The 18,994-nt window shown below is 31.3% G+C and carries 17 protein-coding genes; 1 reads left to right on the top strand and 16 read right to left on the bottom strand.

All coding sequences use genetic code 11. From position 1 onward, the window contains the following. Positions 1-968 (bottom strand): hypothetical protein (locus EXD82_RS07910; protein WP_142536372.1); only part of this gene is annotated, 968 nt, incomplete at its 3' end. Between the two features lie 238 nt (positions 969-1,206). Then, a complete protein-coding gene (locus tag EXD82_RS07905) occupies positions 1,207-3,114 on the bottom strand; it encodes a P-loop NTPase fold protein (protein WP_174919196.1) in 1,908 nt (635 codons plus the stop codon). A 93-nt stretch (positions 3,115-3,207) separates the two neighbouring features. On the opposite strand from EXD82_RS07905, the gene EXD82_RS07900 reads away from it, so the two are divergent. Further along, complete coding sequence (locus EXD82_RS07900; RefSeq protein WP_142536370.1) at positions 3,208-3,927, top strand: hypothetical protein; 720 nt, start codon at positions 3,208-3,210, stop codon at positions 3,925-3,927. A gap of 111 nt (positions 3,928-4,038) precedes the next feature. Here EXD82_RS07900 and EXD82_RS07895 read toward each other — a convergent pair whose 3' ends face one another. The 14 genes from EXD82_RS07895 to queA all read right to left on the bottom strand — a co-directional run bounded on the left by EXD82_RS07895 (position 4,039) and on the right by queA (position 18,961). Continuing rightward, positions 4,039-5,313: a hypothetical protein gene (locus tag EXD82_RS07895; protein ID WP_142536369.1), complete on the bottom strand. Its 1,275-nt coding sequence runs from the start codon at positions 5,311-5,313 to the stop codon at positions 4,039-4,041. Between the two features lie 338 nt (positions 5,314-5,651). After that, entirely contained in the window at positions 5,652-8,219 is a 2,568-nt protein-coding gene (gene secA / locus EXD82_RS07890; protein WP_142536368.1) for a preprotein translocase subunit SecA, read from the bottom strand. A 295-nt stretch (positions 8,220-8,514) separates the two neighbouring features. After that, positions 8,515-9,069: a hypothetical protein gene (locus EXD82_RS07885; protein ID WP_142536367.1), complete on the bottom strand. Its 555-nt coding sequence runs from the start codon at positions 9,067-9,069 to the stop codon at positions 8,515-8,517. A gap of 227 nt (positions 9,070-9,296) precedes the next feature. Beyond that, positions 9,297-9,521 carry a DUF2922 domain-containing protein gene (locus tag EXD82_RS07880; protein ID WP_142536366.1) on the bottom strand — a complete coding sequence of 75 codons (225 nt, stop codon included), beginning with the start codon at positions 9,519-9,521 and terminating at the stop codon, positions 9,297-9,299. Between the two features lie 40 nt (positions 9,522-9,561). Further along, on the bottom strand, positions 9,562-9,786 hold the full coding sequence (locus tag EXD82_RS07875) for a DUF1659 domain-containing protein (protein WP_142536365.1): 225 nt from the start codon (positions 9,784-9,786) through the stop codon (positions 9,562-9,564). A gap of 183 nt (positions 9,787-9,969) precedes the next feature. Then, positions 9,970-11,640 (bottom strand): cell wall-binding repeat-containing protein, encoded by a 1,671-nt coding sequence (locus tag EXD82_RS07870; RefSeq protein WP_142536364.1) that lies wholly within the window; start codon positions 11,638-11,640, stop codon positions 9,970-9,972. Positions 11,641-11,643: 3 nt separating this feature from the next. Further along, a complete protein-coding gene (locus tag EXD82_RS07865) occupies positions 11,644-13,707 on the bottom strand; it encodes an LTA synthase family protein (RefSeq protein ID WP_142536363.1) in 2,064 nt (687 codons plus the stop codon). 188 nt (positions 13,708-13,895) lie between these two features. Continuing rightward, entirely contained in the window at positions 13,896-14,822 is a 927-nt protein-coding gene (locus EXD82_RS07860) for a cell wall-binding repeat-containing protein (RefSeq protein ID WP_142536362.1), read from the bottom strand. A gap of 75 nt (positions 14,823-14,897) precedes the next feature. Beyond that, on the bottom strand, positions 14,898-15,398 hold the full coding sequence (locus EXD82_RS07855; protein ID WP_142536361.1) for a GNAT family N-acetyltransferase: 501 nt from the start codon (positions 15,396-15,398) through the stop codon (positions 14,898-14,900). 118 nt (positions 15,399-15,516) lie between these two features. Beyond that, on the bottom strand, positions 15,517-15,660 hold the full coding sequence (scfA, locus tag EXD82_RS07850; protein WP_142536360.1) for a six-cysteine ranthipeptide SCIFF: 144 nt from the start codon (positions 15,658-15,660) through the stop codon (positions 15,517-15,519). Between the two features lie 64 nt (positions 15,661-15,724). Next, positions 15,725-16,036: a preprotein translocase subunit YajC gene (yajC, locus tag EXD82_RS07845; protein ID WP_142536359.1), complete on the bottom strand. Its 312-nt coding sequence runs from the start codon at positions 16,034-16,036 to the stop codon at positions 15,725-15,727. Between the two features lie 81 nt (positions 16,037-16,117). Then, positions 16,118-17,239 (bottom strand): tRNA guanosine(34) transglycosylase Tgt, encoded by a 1,122-nt coding sequence (tgt, locus tag EXD82_RS07840; protein ID WP_142536358.1) that lies wholly within the window; start codon positions 17,237-17,239, stop codon positions 16,118-16,120. A gap of 33 nt (positions 17,240-17,272) precedes the next feature. Continuing rightward, complete coding sequence (locus EXD82_RS10440) at positions 17,273-17,920, bottom strand: phosphate-starvation-inducible PsiE family protein (protein WP_246082033.1); 648 nt, start codon at positions 17,918-17,920, stop codon at positions 17,273-17,275. 15 nt (positions 17,921-17,935) lie between these two features. Further along, positions 17,936-18,961 carry a tRNA preQ1(34) S-adenosylmethionine ribosyltransferase-isomerase QueA gene (gene queA, locus EXD82_RS07830; RefSeq protein WP_142536357.1) on the bottom strand — a complete coding sequence of 342 codons (1,026 nt, stop codon included), beginning with the start codon at positions 18,959-18,961 and terminating at the stop codon, positions 17,936-17,938. Positions 18,962-18,994 lie beyond the last annotated feature (33 nt).

Below are 18,994 nucleotides of genomic sequence, written 5' to 3'. Positions count from 1 at the left end.
TCGTTCATAAGGTCATGACCTTTTTCTGTAAGCATTAATCCATCATATAGCTCATCACAAGTTGTTGTATATGATCCAGTTGCTGCTGAAACTTCTACTGTCGTAAGTAACTTAGCATTTGTTAATGCTATATCCTGATCTTTTGAACCAGCTGTTTCTTTTACTGCAAATCCAGTTATTTTACTTGCTATACTATCTTTATTTGTGCTAGGAACTGGTATTTCTAATCCTTCAGCATCTAATGGTTTTGTAAAGTCTAATACTTTGTCTCCTAGATTTACATCTATTGTATTATGGTCTAAAGTACCAGATTTAAATGATGCTAACTCTATTGTATATTTCTGATTGTTTACTTTCTTTATTCCTGTTATCCATTTGTTTGTTACTGCATCTTCAAAATCCTGTAATGATCCACTTGTATCTGATACACCATTTGTAACATATGATTCAAATTTATCTAGTTCAGACTGATTATATACATCCTGTCCTGATGCTGCTGTATCTCCTACTGATAATACTTTTCCATCTTTTTCAACATATCCTAACTCATATACAGTAACTGTAACAACATGTCCTGATTCAAAGTTAGTCGCATTATCTAACTGTTTTCTTAACTCAACTGTATCTTTATATACATATTTATTATTAAGAACACTACCTGCAGCAGATCCAATATTTATTACACCTTCTCCACTCTGAACTTCTCCTGAATTATTTGCTATTCCTATTCTATATACTGATGTGTCTGCATATGAAGATAATTCTCCAGCTGCAGTTTTATCATATTTATAGAATTTTTTACTTGCAAGTAAATTTTCTATTTCTCTTATCATTTTACCTGCATTTTCTGATGTTATTTCATACTTGTCTTTAATTTCTGTTGTAGTTGTATCTGCAAGTACTGGAGCTACTGATGTAGCTAACATTGCACCAGCCATTACTACTGATAAATTTTTCTTATTCATCATTTATCCCCTCCGTATATATTCATATTAATAAGTTGCTATATTTAATAAGATATAAATCATATAAAAAAAGAGTATACAATACTCAGCATATGATTATATATATCTTTCACACTATCATAATACAATAAATGTAAATCCATTGCAAGGCTTTTTCCAAAAAAAGTTACAATTTCTTAACTTTTTAGTTGTTGACTTTATTAAATCACTCGCATATTTTTTATATCTAACATATATTTTATTATTGTTTCAAAATTTCTAGTGAATCATCCAGTTTTGATTTTAACATATTCATTACAACTCTTTTATTCGGCTTTTCATTAATAAACTCTTCTATTCCACATTCGTCTATTTTCCCAACTAATAACTCTAAATTGGGTAAATCTTCCTTAAAACAAGAATCTAAATTTGAAAAATAATAGACTTCTTTTATCCCTTCTAAAAAATTATATATTTCCATTGATTTTGTATTTTCATCCTTAAGCCTTTTTAGAATTGATTCTATATCCATATAATAGAAAAATTTCCCCTTATTCATAAATTCATCCTTATATTTATTACACAAAGATATAAATTCATCTTTCCATATTTTTTCTGTATTTAACTTATCTTTTAAATAAGATTCTCCTTTAAGTAAGTTTATTTCTTGTATTAAATCTTTTATTATATAATTATAGTCATCTTTTATCTCTATATCATCATAATAATATCTAAAATATTCTGTTTTGAAATCTTGTGGCTTTTTTTCAAATCTTTCTTTTAGAATATCTTTATAATCTTCATAATTTATATATTTTACTCCATTTTTCCTCATATGTATTATACTTACTAAAATACTTTTTATATTGATTACTTGGCATTCCTTCATCCTATTTTTAGCGTCTGAAATTAAACTTGGTAATTCTTCTTCATCTAGCTTCCACCAATAAATTAATTTATTAAATAATTCAGACTCTTTCTCGTCATTTTCTCTTTCATCAGCTAACTTTTTACTTAGTACTACTCTTTTTTCTATATTTTCTTTTATTGAACTTTCATTTATATATGAATAGAGTAAATAATCATATATAAACACATAGGGTGAGTCATTAAAATATTTATACTCTTCTTCTACTTTTAACATATTTCCATTTTTAATTTTTATAAGCAACTCTACGGTTCTTCTTAAAATTTCTTTTTTTTCAAGTTCTTTGTATTTTTCCAGCTCTTTATCTAATTCTATTTCATCTATTATTCCAAAAAATTTTTCATAAGCTAATACTATAGATATCATCGTTCTTATATTGAAATGTTTTTCTTTTCTGAGTGTTCCACATACAATTTCTTTTTGGGATTTCACATACTCTTTTGCAGCATCATTATCGATAATGCAATCCTTCAGTATGGCATCGTATAAGTTATTAATATTTGGCTTGTAGTTTATTGTAATACCTATAAGCTTTTCTTTTACCCTGCTATAAAATATGTTTGATGAAAATATATCTTCTGTTCTTTCTATAAGTTCACTTTTTCTTATTTTATCTTCATATTTTCTATCTCTACTTTCAAGCAGAATATCTCTATTTGAAGCTATCATATATTTTAACTCTAAATTTGAATATAACTCCTCTTTTCCAATCTCTTTTTCATTAGCAACTATAAGTACCTTTGTTCCTTTATGTTCTACCATATTGTTTATAAATCCTAATAAATCATTTACTTTTATACTGCACCTTTCTAAATCATCAAATATAATTATAGAATTTCCTATTTTAAAGAAATCCTCTAACTCTATTTTTTCAATAATTTTTTCTGAATCTATATTAAATATCTTTCCTACTCCTTGCCTTCCTAATTCAACTAAAACACTTATCCCACCTGAAATTTTTTCATTGGATATTTTGCCATTTGTTTTACTTTCTACCATTTTAGCAATATACTCATTATTTAATTCTTTCTTTAGCGATTCAATACTATCCATTCCATATAAAGATAAATAGATTATATTAGTATCTTTAAACTCTTTTTTCAATTTATCTATCAGAATTTTTTTTACAAAAAAAGTTTTTCCAGATCCCCATTCTCCATTAAGCATTATAGCTTGTCTATTCCTATCATCCTTAAAATAATTAATTATTATTTCTTTAGTACTATTCTCATCAGTATACATAAAATTCTCCTTTCTAAAATACATTTATTGTAATTTTTTATATTTTTATAATATAATATAGTACAATACATTGAAAGTAAAGGAGTTTATTTTATGAATAATAATACTGTAGTATACTCTAATAGAGTAGTTGCTTTTATTGATATCTTAGGCTTTAAAAACTTAGTTTCAAACCCTACAAACCAAAATAAAATTTTTAGTTTAATGCAGTACCTAAAAAGTGAAAAAAATCGTAATTACAAAACCGAATATAGTTTATCTGATTTAGGAAGAGAAATAACCATATTTTCTGATTCTATTGTTATTTCATATGACTTGAGTTTTAAGGGACAAATTTTTTATATCCTATTAGATATAATTCATTTTCAACTAGATATCGCAAATATGGGAATTCTTTTACGAGGTGGTGTTTCTATTGGATCTTTATATCATAATAAAGAAATTGTTTTTGGTCCTGCTATGATAAATGCATATAACCTTGAATCTAAAAATGCTATCTATCCTAGAATAATACTTGATTCAGAAATATTTAATTTCGTAAGTTATAATCCTTCACTTCATTATACCCCAGCAGAAGAGTTGGAATACATTCTAAGTTTATTAAAACAGGATTTTGATGGTTTTTATTTTACAGATTTCCTAAATCAGTATACAGAACTTGATAAGCCTGAAAATATATTTATATTGATAAATAAACTGAAAAATATTATTCATAATTATTTACACAATGTAAAATCTCCTCTTGAGGTAAAACAAAAGTATATTTGGTTAGATGGTTATATAAAATCATTGAAGTTTTGTAACACTCTATAAATAATTATATCTTTATGCAAAAGAATTTAAAAAGAGTATAGTTGTTATATTTATTTGAATATACTCTATAAAGCATCAACTATACTCTTATAATATGTATTTAATAATCTTTTAGCCTATATTTTTATTATCTAATGACTTATAATACTCTTCAAATTTTTTTATAATTTCATCTGCTGTAGCATCTTTTGGTATATCAAATCCCTCTACAACCTTATACTCATTTCCAAGACTTGATACAGCCTCATCTAATGATTCCGCTATTTCTTTTATAGTTGATAGATCATTTTTTATATTTTTCCACTCATTTAGATACTCTTCACTATCAACATCTATTTCTTCCTCATTTTTATCCAGTTCTTTCGCCTTATCTGAAATATTATCTATTACACTATCCACATTTTTCCAGTATTTTTTGATATCTTCTATACATATATTCATGTTCTGGTACTGTTTTATAGATGTTTCTATATTATTGATAAATAATCCTAGTGTTGTCTGATCTTTTTCTTTGTCATTTAGATTTTCTTTTTCTGCATTTATTTTCTCAAGTGTCTTGCTTGCTTCAATAGCTAATGCTGCACACCCTGCTGCAAGTGCTCCTCCAGCAAATACTGCTACAACTATTCCAAAAGGTAAAAATCCAGTTACAGCTCCAATAGCTACACTCCGTATAATTACAACTCCACTTGTTACTCCCAATCCTATTGCTATTCCTACCTGTTTTTCTCTTATTCCTTCAAGTTCTTCTATATATTTCTTATTCTTTTCGATTATTTTTTTTACATTTTCACTTGAATCGCTTATTATTTTCTTTAAATCTCCAAGTTTATTTTCATCTTCAGATAGATCCTGTCCATATTCTTCTATATTTTCAAAGAAATCATCAAAAACTTTTACTATATCTGAAGATTTAAATTTTACATCCAATATCTTATTGTTGAATCTGTCTACATATTTTTTGATATGAGCCTTATCTTTGTCTACTATTCCATCTATTATCTCATCAATATATCCGTTTATATCATCTATAGTATCTTCAATATCTTTTGATTTTGATAAAACTGTTTCAGGTATAGCCTTTATTTCTGGTTTGATGGTATTTGTCCAGTTAATGCATAACCCTCTTATATCAGAAATTATCTGTCCCATTTTTATTCTATCTGATTCAGTCATAATATCTGGTGTGATAAGCACCGGCATTTTTATCATGTTATCAACACTTGCAGAATATACATCCATATACAAGATATCCTCGGCATAACCATATACTGGTTCTACTGTGTCCTTCAAAACTCTTTCTTTGATTGATTTTAGCATACGAAAATCAATTACTTTGTTTTCATCTAATTTAAACTCAGCATATACAGGTCTTATCTTTGACATAAGAACACCTCCAAAGAAATATAGTTGTAATTTTCTAAAAATACAAAAAAATTACAACTATATTCTAGTACTGCTTTTTATTTTTTTCAAGCGCCTTTTCATTAAAATTATATGTTAAAAGAAAAAGAGTGTAGTTTTTTATTTTTTGGTCGCTCTCTAGATATCCTTATATCTTCTCCTTTCAAAAAGAAAAGAGAGAGTGATTTGTAATTTTTCGGTAGCTCGCTTGCTAGATATACTTACCTCTGCTCTACTACAAAAGAAAAAGAGTGTAGCTTGTTATTTTTCGGTCGCTCGCTTGCGTTTGCGACAAGAAAAATAACAACTACACTCTATAATTACTCTTCTACAACCCAGTTACCATCTTCATCCTGGTGTGCTTTTATTCCAAGCTGATCCAGTACAGCTTTATATTCTTCATCACTTAGTGAGTTCAGATATTCAGCAAGTGCTTCCACCTGCTCCTGATCTGGTTCAACAGCTTTTTCGTACTGCTCCATTTCATCCTGTTTTACTACCTGAACATTTTCTATATCTATCTCTGTCTGCCCAAGTGCCTCTCTGGCAAATCCGAACAGATATTTCAGAGTATCTTTTCTTATGTTCATGTTCATATCATCATACATTATTCCTGCTTCTATAGTATATTCCTTTACAGGATCTTTCTGTGCAGAAGCCTGAAGTCCTATTCCCTGTCTCATCTGATCCATCAGGTCTATATGATATGTCCAGTAGTTATCTACAACTGCAAGAAGTGTTTTTCTTTCTTCCTCTTTTACTGCTTCTTCTCCAAGCATCATCTTTTTAAGGTTGTAGATATTTGTTATTATACCGTAAGTCTGGTTTGCTATAGCTTCTGGACTAAGCTCTCCCCATCCTGGTATAACAAGTGTATTATAAGGTACAAACTCATTATATAAATGAACTATATATCCAAGGAAATCTCTGTTTTTCTTTCTCAGATACTTATCAGTAGCAAATCTGATTCTTTCTTTTATCATTTCCTGTATTTCTTCTGATATATCTCCATGATCAAGTACCTTGTCTCTTTCTTTATATACAACTAATCTCTGCTGGTTGATTACGTCGTCGTATTCAAGTACCTGTTTTCTTGTCTGGAAGTTTTTACCTTCTATTGTTTTCTGTGCTTTTTCTACTGTCTTAGTAAGTGCTTTACTTTCCATTCCGCCGTATTCGTCAGGAGTTATTTTCTTGGAAAGTTTTTCTATTGTCTTACCACCGTAAAGTTTTATTATTTCGTCCTCTACGCTGACAAAGAATCTTGATTTACCAGGATCTCCCTGACGTCCAGAACGTCCTCTAAGCTGGTTGTCTATACGTCTTGATTCGTGTCTTTCTGTACCTATTACATAAAGTCCGCCGACTTCTCTTACCTTTTCAGCTTCTTCCTTGTCTCCTGCTCCAAGTTTGATGTCTGTACCTCTACCTGCCATATTTGTAGCTATTGTTATAGCTCCAAGTTTACCTGCCTGAGCTACTATGTCAGCCTCTTCTTTATCCTGTTTTGCATTTAGGACCTTGTGTTTTATTCCTTCTTTTTTAAGCATTTCTGAAAGTTCTTCAGATTTTTCAACAGATACAGTACCAACAAGTATAGGCTGTCCTGTCTGATGAGCTTCTTTTATTTCAGCAACTACTGCTTCATATTTCTGTTTTTCTGTTTTGTATATCTTGTCGTGAAGGTCTGCTCTAAGTACTGGTTTGTTTGTAGGTATCTGAACAACGTTCATATGATATATTGATTCAAATTCCTGTTCTTCTGTCTTGGCAGTACCTGTCATTCCTGATAGTTTTTCATATAATCTGAAGAAGTTCTGGAATGTTACAGTAGCCATTGTTCTTGATTCACCTTTTATCTCAACACCTTCTTTTGCCTCTACAGCTTCGTGAAGTCCGTCTGTGAATCTTCTTCCCTGCATTACCCTTCCAGTAAATTCGTCTACTATAAGTATTTCTCCATCTCTTACAACGTATTCAACGTCAAGATCCATCATTTTATGAGCTCTTAGAGCCTGGTTTATTGCATGGAATGTTTCAAGGTGTTTTACATCTGTTATGTTTTCCATTCCGTAGAATTTCTCAGCTTTTTTTATACCTTTTTCTGTAAATGATATAGTATGTTCTTTTTCGTCTTTATCGTAGTCTTCTTCTGTTACAGTTTTAAGGAATGTGTTGGCAACTTTGTATATTTCAGTTCCCTCTGCACCCTGTCCTGCTATTATAAGAGGAGTTCTTGCTTCGTCTATAAGTATTGAGTCTACCTCATCGACTATGGCGAATTTAAGTTTTCTCTGAACTTTTTCCTCATTTGATTTCGCCATGTTATCTCTCAGATAGTCAAATCCGAATTCATTGTTTGTTCCGTATATTATGTCAGCTTCGTACTGTTTCTTTCTTTCTTCATGAGTCTGATCGGCTATTATTACCCCTGTTGTAAGTCCAAGGAAGTTGTATACCTGTCCCATTTCCTCAAGGTCACGCTGTGCAAGGTAGTCGTTTACTGTTACGACGTGAACCCCTTCTCCTGTTAGTCCATTCAGATACACCGGTGCAACAGCGACAAGTGTTTTACCTTCTCCTGTTTTCATTTCTGCTATTTTTCCCTGGTGAAGTACTATACCACCTATAAGCTGCACTCTGTACTGTCTCATTCCAAGGATTCTCCATGATGCTTCTCTTGCAGTTGCAAATGCTTCTACAAGTATATCATCAAGTGTTTCACCCTTTGAAAGTCTTTCTTTGAATATGTTTGTCATATTCTGAAGTTCTTCATCGCTCATAGCTTTGAATTTCTCTTCTAATGCATCTATTTTATCTACTATTGAGTTTATTCTCTTTATTTCAGCTTCATCTGATTTGCTAAGTATTCTATCTAGTATCGACATTTTTTCTCTCCTTTCTTTTTTGCGTACTATTTACATTATATATTAAACTCTGTTTCGTGTATACTGGATTTTTTGTGAAAAAAGTTCTTTGGGCACTGTTTTTATCGCTTTTTGTTATATGAATACGTTTATTATTTTATATATTTATATATTTTGACACTTATTTTTTTGTTTTTTTGTGTTGTGTATTTAACATACATATTGTATAATTAAAATTACTTGAATAAGTTGCATTCGAGTATCTTTCACACAGAAAAGGGGGCTTCCGCTATGCGGTGCCCCTTTTTCATTTGTATTATTTTTCAAGTTTTCTATACTCAGATTCTGCGTATCTTACCTGAGACTCCGATATTCCAAATATCATCCCAACTTTTGTATAATCATAGTTATTATTTTTCAAAGCTTCTGCTATACATCTTATTCTCGCGTTTTTTGTCATTGTTTTTCTTGATGGTATATATATGCTTTCTCCCCCAACAGTTTTTACAAGTTTTTTGAATGCATCTATTCCTATAGATTCCACTATAAAATAATATCTTTCCGGGACATCCTCTTCCCCGAAATCAAGTTTCGTATATTTTATTGCATCCATATTGATATCATCTCTTTCAAGATTCAGCGCATCTGTGGTAAATCCTATAGCCAGCTCTTCTTTTATGGATTTTTTCAATTCGTCGTCTGATATTCCATTTATCAGTTCACTTATCTGTTTACTTATCATATTTATACAACGATATTTTTCATTTTCTGGTTCTTTGTACTCGTTGATTGCTGATGGATTTTTTTCAATGTTTTCTGTCTCATCAAACTCTTTAATGTCTTCACATGATTTTTTCCCTTCTTTTTTCAATATAAGCACCCCATTTTTAAAAAAAATTTTTGATTTTATAGAACATATGTTCTGTCTTTATTGTAATAATATACCTTTTTTATATATTTTTCAAGAGAATATCATTCAATTTTATTAGTTATGTTCTATACAGACAGTCAATTATATTTTTCTATATTTTTAGAGGCAGGGTATCTCCCTGCCTCCTGTGTATGAATTATGTATATAGTTTTTGTCTATTATAGTTTTTAAAGCACTAGATCGTACTCTGTTTCATTAGTTGTCACAACTTTTGCCTCTACTGTAGATGCTACAGGTGAATCGTCTATTTTTATTATAGCTTTTGATACTATCAGATCCATTGCTGTTTTTATTTCAGATTCATTTATATCCGCTTTTGGATTATCCATTGATATACTGAATTTTTTTCCTGCTGCTGTTTTGAACTGCATCACTAATCTTTTTTCTTCCATTTTCTATTCCCCCTGTTTATAATATTCCCCATTATTAAGTTTATTCATTTTCAAGTGTTGTATTATCCACTCTGCTTACAGATGATATCGTATCATCTACCAGCCCCAGAAGACTGTTTGCCACTTCCATCAGATCCGCATTTAATGCTTCCGGGTCTATATTTCCTATTGTTTTTGTTTTGTATTTTGTCTTTCCGTCCTCAGTTGATCCGTTTTCAAATCTGAATTTTAAAGATGCTGGATTTTTTGTTTCTGTTACTGCCATTTTTATTTTCCCCCTTTTATTCTTTTGACTGGCCAGTCGTTTCAGGCTTTGTTCCCTGCCTGTGATTATATTATATTCTCTGGGGATGTAAGTTACATCTAATAATTAATTGAAGTTTTTCTTCTGATTTTTTCTGAAATTTTCTAGAGTTTTCAAAAAAAATACAGCCATATGGCTGTATTTTTATACTAGGAAATCTGTATAGAATCCATAGACTCCCTTGCTTTTATATTTATTTACTTCTTTTATATCATTATATGTGTTCATATACAATTTTATTCCGTATTCTTTGCATCTATTGACAAGCGCTGTACTATATTTGGATCCATCCACAGTTATAACATCTATACCGTTCTGAATACAGAAATTAGTTATATCATTTACATCAATAGTATTTAAATTGTAGCATGTGAATATCACAGATTCAAAACTATAAAGTTTCATTATTTGATTATATGATTCTTTGCTATACGCCTGAGGTATTATTCTATCTATCACACCATATTTTTTAGCCTGACTTATAAGTGAAGAATACCGCATTGTAGTGTCATATTCGCTTTTGGATTTTAAATCTATTACAAGATACATATCTCTATGAGAGGACATATATTTGAATATATCCGATGGCACCATTGTAGTATATTTTCCATACGGTTTAAGTTTTTTAAATTCTTCGGCATCTGGTCTATTTGTAGAATATTTTTCTGGTAGATTCATTTCTTTCATAGTATCAGAATCGAAACTATGCCATACCAGAAAGTCACCATATCCGCCATTTATTATATCTGCTTCAAATACTCTATGACCTCTTTTATAATTATATTCCATAGCTTCATATGAGTTCGTATATGCTTTTCCGTCTATTCCTCCCATAGCATGAGCTATATAATTCTTTGATGTCCAGCTGTAATCATAATTTTCAATTCCGCCTGCTATAGAAACTGCTCTTGATATTTCATTTTCTGATATTGTTCCTGCAGATATTAGTTTTTCAGCACTTTTTATTACAGTTGCTTTTGTATTGTCTTCTACTAATGCTATTGGTGATTCATCACTTATTGATGACAATACTATAGCTGTTTTGTAATCACTCGCATTAACTATATGATATTCTTTCGGCTTTGTAGAGTAGAATTTATCTATTATTTTTTCATTTGTCTCAAATCTTGTATTTCCCCGAATTCTTTCTGTAGCTCCTATATTTCTGTACAGAGATTCCGGTATTACCTTTTCTCCACCTATGGCATATATATTTTTTGCCTTTTGTGAAAACTCCTTCATCTCACTATTTATTGTTTTTCCGTTTGTTAAAAGAATCGGAGATGAATCTCTATACGATATAGATGAAATTGATACTACATCTGCTTCACCGGTTTTTCCATTTGCATATATGATATTCTGGGGTTGTGTTCCAGAAATATTTTTTAATTCATTTGCAACTTTAAGTGATGTTTCATATCTATCGTCTCCACCAATTCTTTTTACTGTTGCATATTTTGACAATTCTTTTTCCACATTTTCACTTACAGCATTTTCAAGCCCTATTATATATATTTTTTTCAAACCTGATAATTTGTTCAATGTTTCGTTCGGTATACTATTTTTTGATACAGGCAAAATGACTCCATCAAGTTTCCCTGAAAGTGCAGATGCTGAAAGCGCATCTGCAACACTATTGTCCATATTTACAACAACAGCTGAATTATAAGTTTTTCTTGATGCAATATTTGCGGATACTTCATATATGTTTTTTCCTGCTATTTTTTCTATTTTGCTTAATGCTTCTGTATTTGAAGTTAGTGGAAATATGAATATCAAAGTAAATGCAACTATATAAATAAGTTTTTCCCTCATATATTACTCTCCCTTGTATATATAAATATTTGTACTACTAAGCTCTGCATTATATTTTCCAAGCTGTTTTAAGCACACTTCGTCTGATTTATTTATTTTTTCGTTTGTTTCTATAGATCCACTATCTATAAATTTAGAATCAACCATTTTGTCATTTACAAACAATACACTCTTAGGGGTAAAGTTCTCACCTTTTATGACATATTTATTTCCTTCTTTTTTGATTTCATCTATTGTTATATCTTTTACACCCATTTTTATATTATTTTTTTTCTGTTTTTCAGATTCTTTAAGATAGTATCTTTTTCCAAACAGCAAGTCATACTGCACAAGTTCAAGTTTTTTCATATAATCTTTTTCATCAGACATATATTTGTGGAATTTTTCCATAGGTCCATATCCTACTTCAGCATATTCCATCGCTTTATATGCCAGCTGATAAGAAGCAAAGTTTTCAGGTAATTTTTCCTTTTCTAAATCATATGTTGCATAGAATGTATATGGAGCTCTATATCTAGGCATTATCTCATCTCCATCAAATAAATATGATATTCTAGGCATATGATCAGTATAGTAAACTATCAGTGTATCTTCACCGGTTTCCTTTTTTCTTTGTTCTACACTTTTATTAAGGTCTGCTATAAACTGATCCATTTCCCTTACCTGTTCAGCATAATATTCTATTTCTTTCTTTTGCCGTTCTGTTATCCCCTCTGATTTTGTTATTTTACACGGCCAGCTGCTATCATTTCTATCAGATGGATACCGTGAATGTGCCTGAACCGATACAGTACATACCAGATCTTTTTCCTTTGTTGAGTCCATCGCTTCATTTATGTATTGAGTAAGTACTTTATCCTTTGGCCATCCTGTAGGATTCTTTTCTATGCCATTCATATATTCATAAGATGTAAAAGTATTGAATCCAAGATTTTCAAGTCCTTTGTTTCTATTATAAAAATTTCCCTCAAAATCATGAACCGCATGAGTTTTATATCCTATGTTATTCATATATGTCGCTATTGAGTTTACCTGTTTATTGTTAACTATTGTTATATATGGAATTTCTCCATTTATAAGATATTTGAAACTACTTCCTGTAATCACTTCAAACTCTGTTCTTGCAGTTCCTCCTCCAGCTGTAGGTACATCCATATAACCACTTGTATACTTTTCTGAAAGACTATTAAACACAGGTGTTGGACTTGTGTTAAACTCTATTCCCGGAATTGTAGATGGGTCAAAGAATCCTTCAAGCTGAACAAAAAGTATATTAGGTTTCTTTGAACCAATTTTAGAGCTGCTGTCATTTTTTGCTTTATTTTCTACTTCTTCTCTTATCTTTAAAATCGCATCTTTTGAATATCCTTCCGGTTTTTTTCTAAGATATCCAACATACGATTCTGCAAAAGAATAAATAAATCCATTATTCTCATATGTCTGTGTTACATCCCATGCAAGAGTCCGCATGTAATCTCCTGTCATAGTACTTCTATATCCATTAATAGTTAATATCAAAGATATATATATAAATATAGTTATATATCCATTTATTCTTTTTCCTTTTTTCTCTTTTTTCCATATAAGTATTGTCACCAAAATAAATATAAGCAGCAATGCTGCTGCAACTATTACCATATTAATACTTATAAATTTTGATGCTATGCTTAGTGCATCTGATATACTGAATATATCCGAGAAAGAGAACGGCATACCTCTGGATTTTATTACCAGATTATTTACGGCCCCTAAAATCAATATTACACACGATATTATCCATATGCAGAACTTTTTTCTTCTTGCAAAGAAAGATATTCCTGTAAAAAGCATTACGATTATAAGATTTATATGTGCAGCAATATCTCTTTGAGATAAAAATAATTTCACCTCATCCATATTTCCTCTTGCCATAAATTCTACTGCATAAATAAGAAATACAGAAACCACTGCCCACAATGATATCTCTTTTATAGATTCAAAATTTATAAATTTATTTATGTAATAATTTATATCTCTTGTTCTTTTATTATATTGAGAGATTCTTTTTTTTATTCTATTCTTTTTCATAATATAAATTTTACCTTTCTTTTATAAAATTTAACATATCTCCTCTTGATTTCTTATTTTATGCGTTATTTTTTAGTATATCATATTTTTATTAGTTTTGAATATCTATATAACGATAAGTATATGTGAATTTTTTTTCACAATAAATTTTGTTTTTGTACAAATAAAAAGAGCCTTTCGGCTCTTTTTTAATTCTGTGCAGCTTCCTTGCACTTTTCAATTACATCTTTATCAATACCTCCAAGTGCTACAAGCTCTGTTGCACCCTGAAGTACACTTTTATCTCCATTTTTACTTACAAGTACTATAGGCTTGTATTTTGTAATCGGTGCAGCTGCAAGTGCATCGACAAACTGATCTGATTTGCTTAGATGGAAAGATGTTACATTTTTGTAGAAATAACCTATTATTTCCTTATTTGTTGCAAATCTGTTTTCTCCACCTATTCTAACAGCATTTGTCTGTGTTTTAATTGAATTGCTCACAACACCTTCAAGTCCTATTATATACTTATTATTTATTCCTTTTATTACATCTAGCGCACTATTTGTTATAGATGTTCCATTTGTAAGTATAACAGGAGCTGAATCTCTGGCTGCAACAGACGATATACTCATTGCATCTGCCTCACCTTTTAGCCCGTTTACTATAAATGCTTTGTCTGCTCCACCTTTTATTCTTTTTACTTCTTTGGCAACATTTACAGATGTTTCATATCTGTTTGAACCACCAATTCTTGTTACCATAAACCCCGCATTTTTAAGAGTATTTTCAACAGAAGTGTTTATTGCAGTTTCTGATCCTATTATATACACATGATTTGTACATTCAAGTCTAAGCGCAACCTCATTTGGTATTGAATTGCTTTTTACAAACATTATAGGTGCATTTGCTGCTCCTGAAAGAGCACTCGCGCTAAGACCATCGGCAATACTTTTTGTAGTATTTACAAGTATTGCAGTCGAATAACTTTGCTTATCTGATATAAGTGCAGATGTTTCATATCTGTCCTGACCTTTTATTTCAGTAACTGTAAGAGCCATTACAGACGAAATAGAAACACCAAATACCAGTATCAGAGATATCAGAAGTGAATATATTCTTTTTCTTTTCATAAATTATACCCCCCTGTATTTTATCTGGTTAATCTAATTATACTATTTTTATGGGATTATTATAACTATATAACTCTATTTTAGCTTTAGAATCATGTCATACCAGACTGCACCGCCATGAACAGATTCCGATACTCCCATATTTTTATACCCAAATTTTGAATAATAATCAATTAATTTTTCTTTACATGTAAGTATAAGTCCTGTTTTTCCTCTTTCTTTTGACTTATCTATCATTATGTTCATAAGCGCCCGAGCCACACCATTTTTTCTATATTTTTCAACTACATCAAGTCCAAATATAGACTGATATATTCCGTCCGGATTGTGAAGTGATGCATCTTCAAACATATCATCTGTTATAGTTTTCTGATTTGTTATTGCTCCATTTATAAATCCGATTATTTCTTCATCATATTCCGCAACAATAAAAGATTCTCCAAATACTTTCACTCTTTCCTTTATTGATTCTTTTGTAGCTGCTTCAGCCTCCGGGAAACATTCCTTCTCTATCTCGGCTATTCTTTCAATATCATTTTCTGTTGCTGTTCTCATATTTAGATTTTTAATCTCCATTATCTCTACTCCTTTTTCTTTTTTTAATATAATTATATATTATGAAGATATAAATTTATATAGGCAATAAAAAAACGGACATACATATATGTCCGCTTTCTGATTCAATAGTCTATGACTATCTTTCACATTCCTGGTTTGCAACTGTACAAGATGTTTTGCATGCTGACTGACAAGAAGTCTGGCACTCACCACATCCACCTTTAGATGCACTGTTTTTTAAAGTAGCTTTAGATAAAGTCTTTACATGTTTCTTTTCCATGGTATTTACCTCCATTTATATTTCAAAAATAATACTGTATAGTTAATTATAACATATTATAGTATTAATTGTCTTCTTTCTTTTCTTCTTTAACCTTTTTTTCGCTCTTTTCTATAACTCTTCCTATAGCCCATTTTTCAAAAGGCATTTTTGTTCTGTTTGCTCCAACTTCAAGTACTACAGTTTCTTCTTCCACTTTTGCAACTGTAGCTATCATTCCCCCGATTGTAACCACTTTGTCACCTACAGATATGTTGCTTCTCATATCGTTAAGCTCTTTATCCTTTTTCTTCTGTGGTCTTATTAATAGGAAATAAAATACTGCAAGTACTGCTATCCATAAAACAGCACTCATTATCATCTGCTGTACTGGCATTTATAAGCCCTCCTTTTTATCGGTTATATATTCCGCACTTTTATCGTGCTAGAGAGTATTATATATCAGATTGAGATTTATTTAAAGTTCATATCCATATTTTCTAAAAAATTCCTCTCTGAAATCAAGAAGTCTATCCTCTCTTATCGCCTGTCTTATCTGTTCCATAAGCTTAAGAAGGAAATGAAGGTTGTGTGTTGTTATCAGTCTTGCTCCAAGTATTTCATTTGTTTTCACAAGATGTCTTATGTATGCTTTTGTATAATTTCTGCAAGTGTAGCAGTCACATTCAGGATCAAGAGGTGTAAAGTCTTCTGCATATGATGCATTCCTTACTACAACTTTTCCCTGACTTGTCATAGCTGTTCCGTTTCTCGCTATTCTTGTAGGAAGTACACAGTCAAACATATCTATTCCCCTTATTACACCCTCTATAAGGTCGTCAGGACTTCCTACACCCATAAGGTATCTAGGCTTGTCTGCAGGCATAAGAGGAGTCGTATACTCAAGTACTTCATACATCATAGGTTTTGGCTCACCTACACTAAGTCCTCCTATAGCGTATCCTGGAAGGTCTATTGCTGTTATTTCCTTTGCAGACTGCTCTCTTAAATCTTTGTACATTCCACCCTGAATTATTCCGAATAAAGCCTGTTTCTCAGGATTTTTGTGTGCTGCTTTACATCTTTCAAGCCATCTTGTAGTTCTTTCAAGAGAGTTTTTTACATATTCCTTTGTTGCAGGGTATGGTGCACACTCGTCAAATGCCATCATTATATCTGAACCAAGCGCATTCTGTATTTCCATGGCTTTTTCAGGAGTAAGAAAATGTTTTGATCCATCAAGATGAGATCTGAACTCCACTCCTTCTTCTGTTATCTTTCTAAGTGGTCCAAGCGAAAATACCTGGAATCCCCCACTGTCTGTAAGTATCGGCTTATCCCAGTGCATGAATTCGTGAAGTCCACCGGCTTTTTTTACCAGCTCATGTCCCGGTCTAAGATAAAGATGGTATGTGTTTGAAAGTATTATCTGAGAACCTATTTCCTTAAGTTCTTCCGGTGTCATTGATTTTACTGTTGCCTGAGTTCCAACCGGCATAAATATAGGAGTTTCTATATCTCCATGTGGTGTGTGAAGTACACCTAGTCTTGCTCCACTCTGTTTACATGTCTTTATCAGTTCATAAGTTACTGCGTACAAATCCTCATCTCCTTTTTATATTATATTGTTATTCTATTTATCCGGATTTTTATCTGTTTCCGGATTATCTTTCTTTGTATAATCATTTAATATGTTATTGTAGTGTTGTGCTGTTTTTGATTTATAAAAATCACATGTTGCACATCTTTCGCTTTTAGTAATCTTGTTTTTTATTCTGCATACTGTAGGCGATATTCTACAGAAAAAATCAACCTGATGATCATTTAATCTCTCAAGTTCCTCTGTTTCATCATCGCTGTGTATACTTGTAGAAAGAACTTTTCCGCCTGCTTTTTCAGGTGGTGGAGATATATATTTTTTGATCATAAAAAGACCTGCTATCGATATAACCCCAAGAAGTATCTCAAACATTCCCTCATTTTTCGGTATAAGAAGCATTTTTCTCGCTATTGCATATAAAAGTGCTTCTATTAGAGCTCCTGGTATATGAAGAGAAAGCATTACTACAAGTTCAACTCCTATTACAAGCAGAAGTATCTGACCAAGCATAGCATTCAACTGGTCATACTGTACTATATTTTCAAAGTTTACTATATAGGTATCCCATATAAGTCTGCACACATCTATTGTTCCTAAAAATACCGCTATAAGAACGACAACCGCCAGTATTTTTTCAAACAGATATGCGATATTCAATATTATACCGTTTTTCTTTTTCATATTATCACCTGTCTTTTATTTTATAAACATGGCATCCCCAAAGCTGAAGAATCTGTATTTTTCCTCTACAGCCTTTTCATATGCATTCAGAACATTTTCTTTTCCGGCAAGGGCGCTTACAAGCATTATAAGTGTAGACTCTGGAAGATGGAAGTTTGTAATCAGGTTGTCAAGCACCTTGAATTTATATCCCGGATATATAAATATATTTGTCCATCCGCTTTTTTCGCTCATCATTCCATTTTCATCTGCAGCAGACTCTATTGTTCTACAGCTTGTAGTTCCTACACAGATTACTCTTTTCCCATTTTTCTTTGCGTTGTTTATTTTGTCAGCTGCTTCCTGTGTTACCATATAGAATTCAGAGTGCATTTCATGTTCAAGTACATTTTCAACCTTTACAGGTCTGAATGTCCCAAGTCCTACATGAAGTGTTACAAAAGCAGTTTCAACCCCCATTGCTCTTATTTCATCAAGAAGTTCGTTTGTGAAGTGAAGTCCTGCTGTAGGTGCTGCGGCTGATCCTTCATGTTTTGAATATACAGTCTGATATCTTTCCTTTTCTTCAAGCTTTTCTGTTATATATGGAGGTAGAGGCATATTTCCAAGTTCATCAAGTATTTCTTCAAATATACCATCGTAGTGGAATTTTATTATTCTGGCACCTTCTTCTGCCATTCCAACAACTTCTCCTATAAGTTTTCCTTCTCCAAAAGAAAACTTTGTTCCTATTTTTGCTCTTTTTCCAGGTTTTACAAGTGATTCCCATGTATCATCTTCATTTCTTTTTAGAAGAAGAAACTCTATTTTTCCACCTGTATCCACCTTTTCACCTATAAGTCTGGCAGGTATTACTCTTGTATCGTTGAGAACTAGGCAATCTCCTGGATTCAGATATTCTTTTATATCTCTGAAGATTCTGTGCTCAACTTCTCCTGTTTCTCTGTCAAGAACCATAAGTCTTGATGCAGATCTATCTTTTATAGGCACCTGAGCTATAAGCTCATGTGGTAAATCGAATTTAAAATCACTGGTTTTCAATCTATATCTTCCCTTCTATATTTTATAACCCGG

It is taken from the genome of Peptacetobacter hominis (assembly GCF_006861675.1).
Classification (GTDB): domain Bacteria; phylum Bacillota; class Clostridia; order Peptostreptococcales; family Peptostreptococcaceae; genus Peptacetobacter; species Peptacetobacter hominis.
This window is presented reverse-complemented; position numbering and strand designations above follow the sequence as displayed.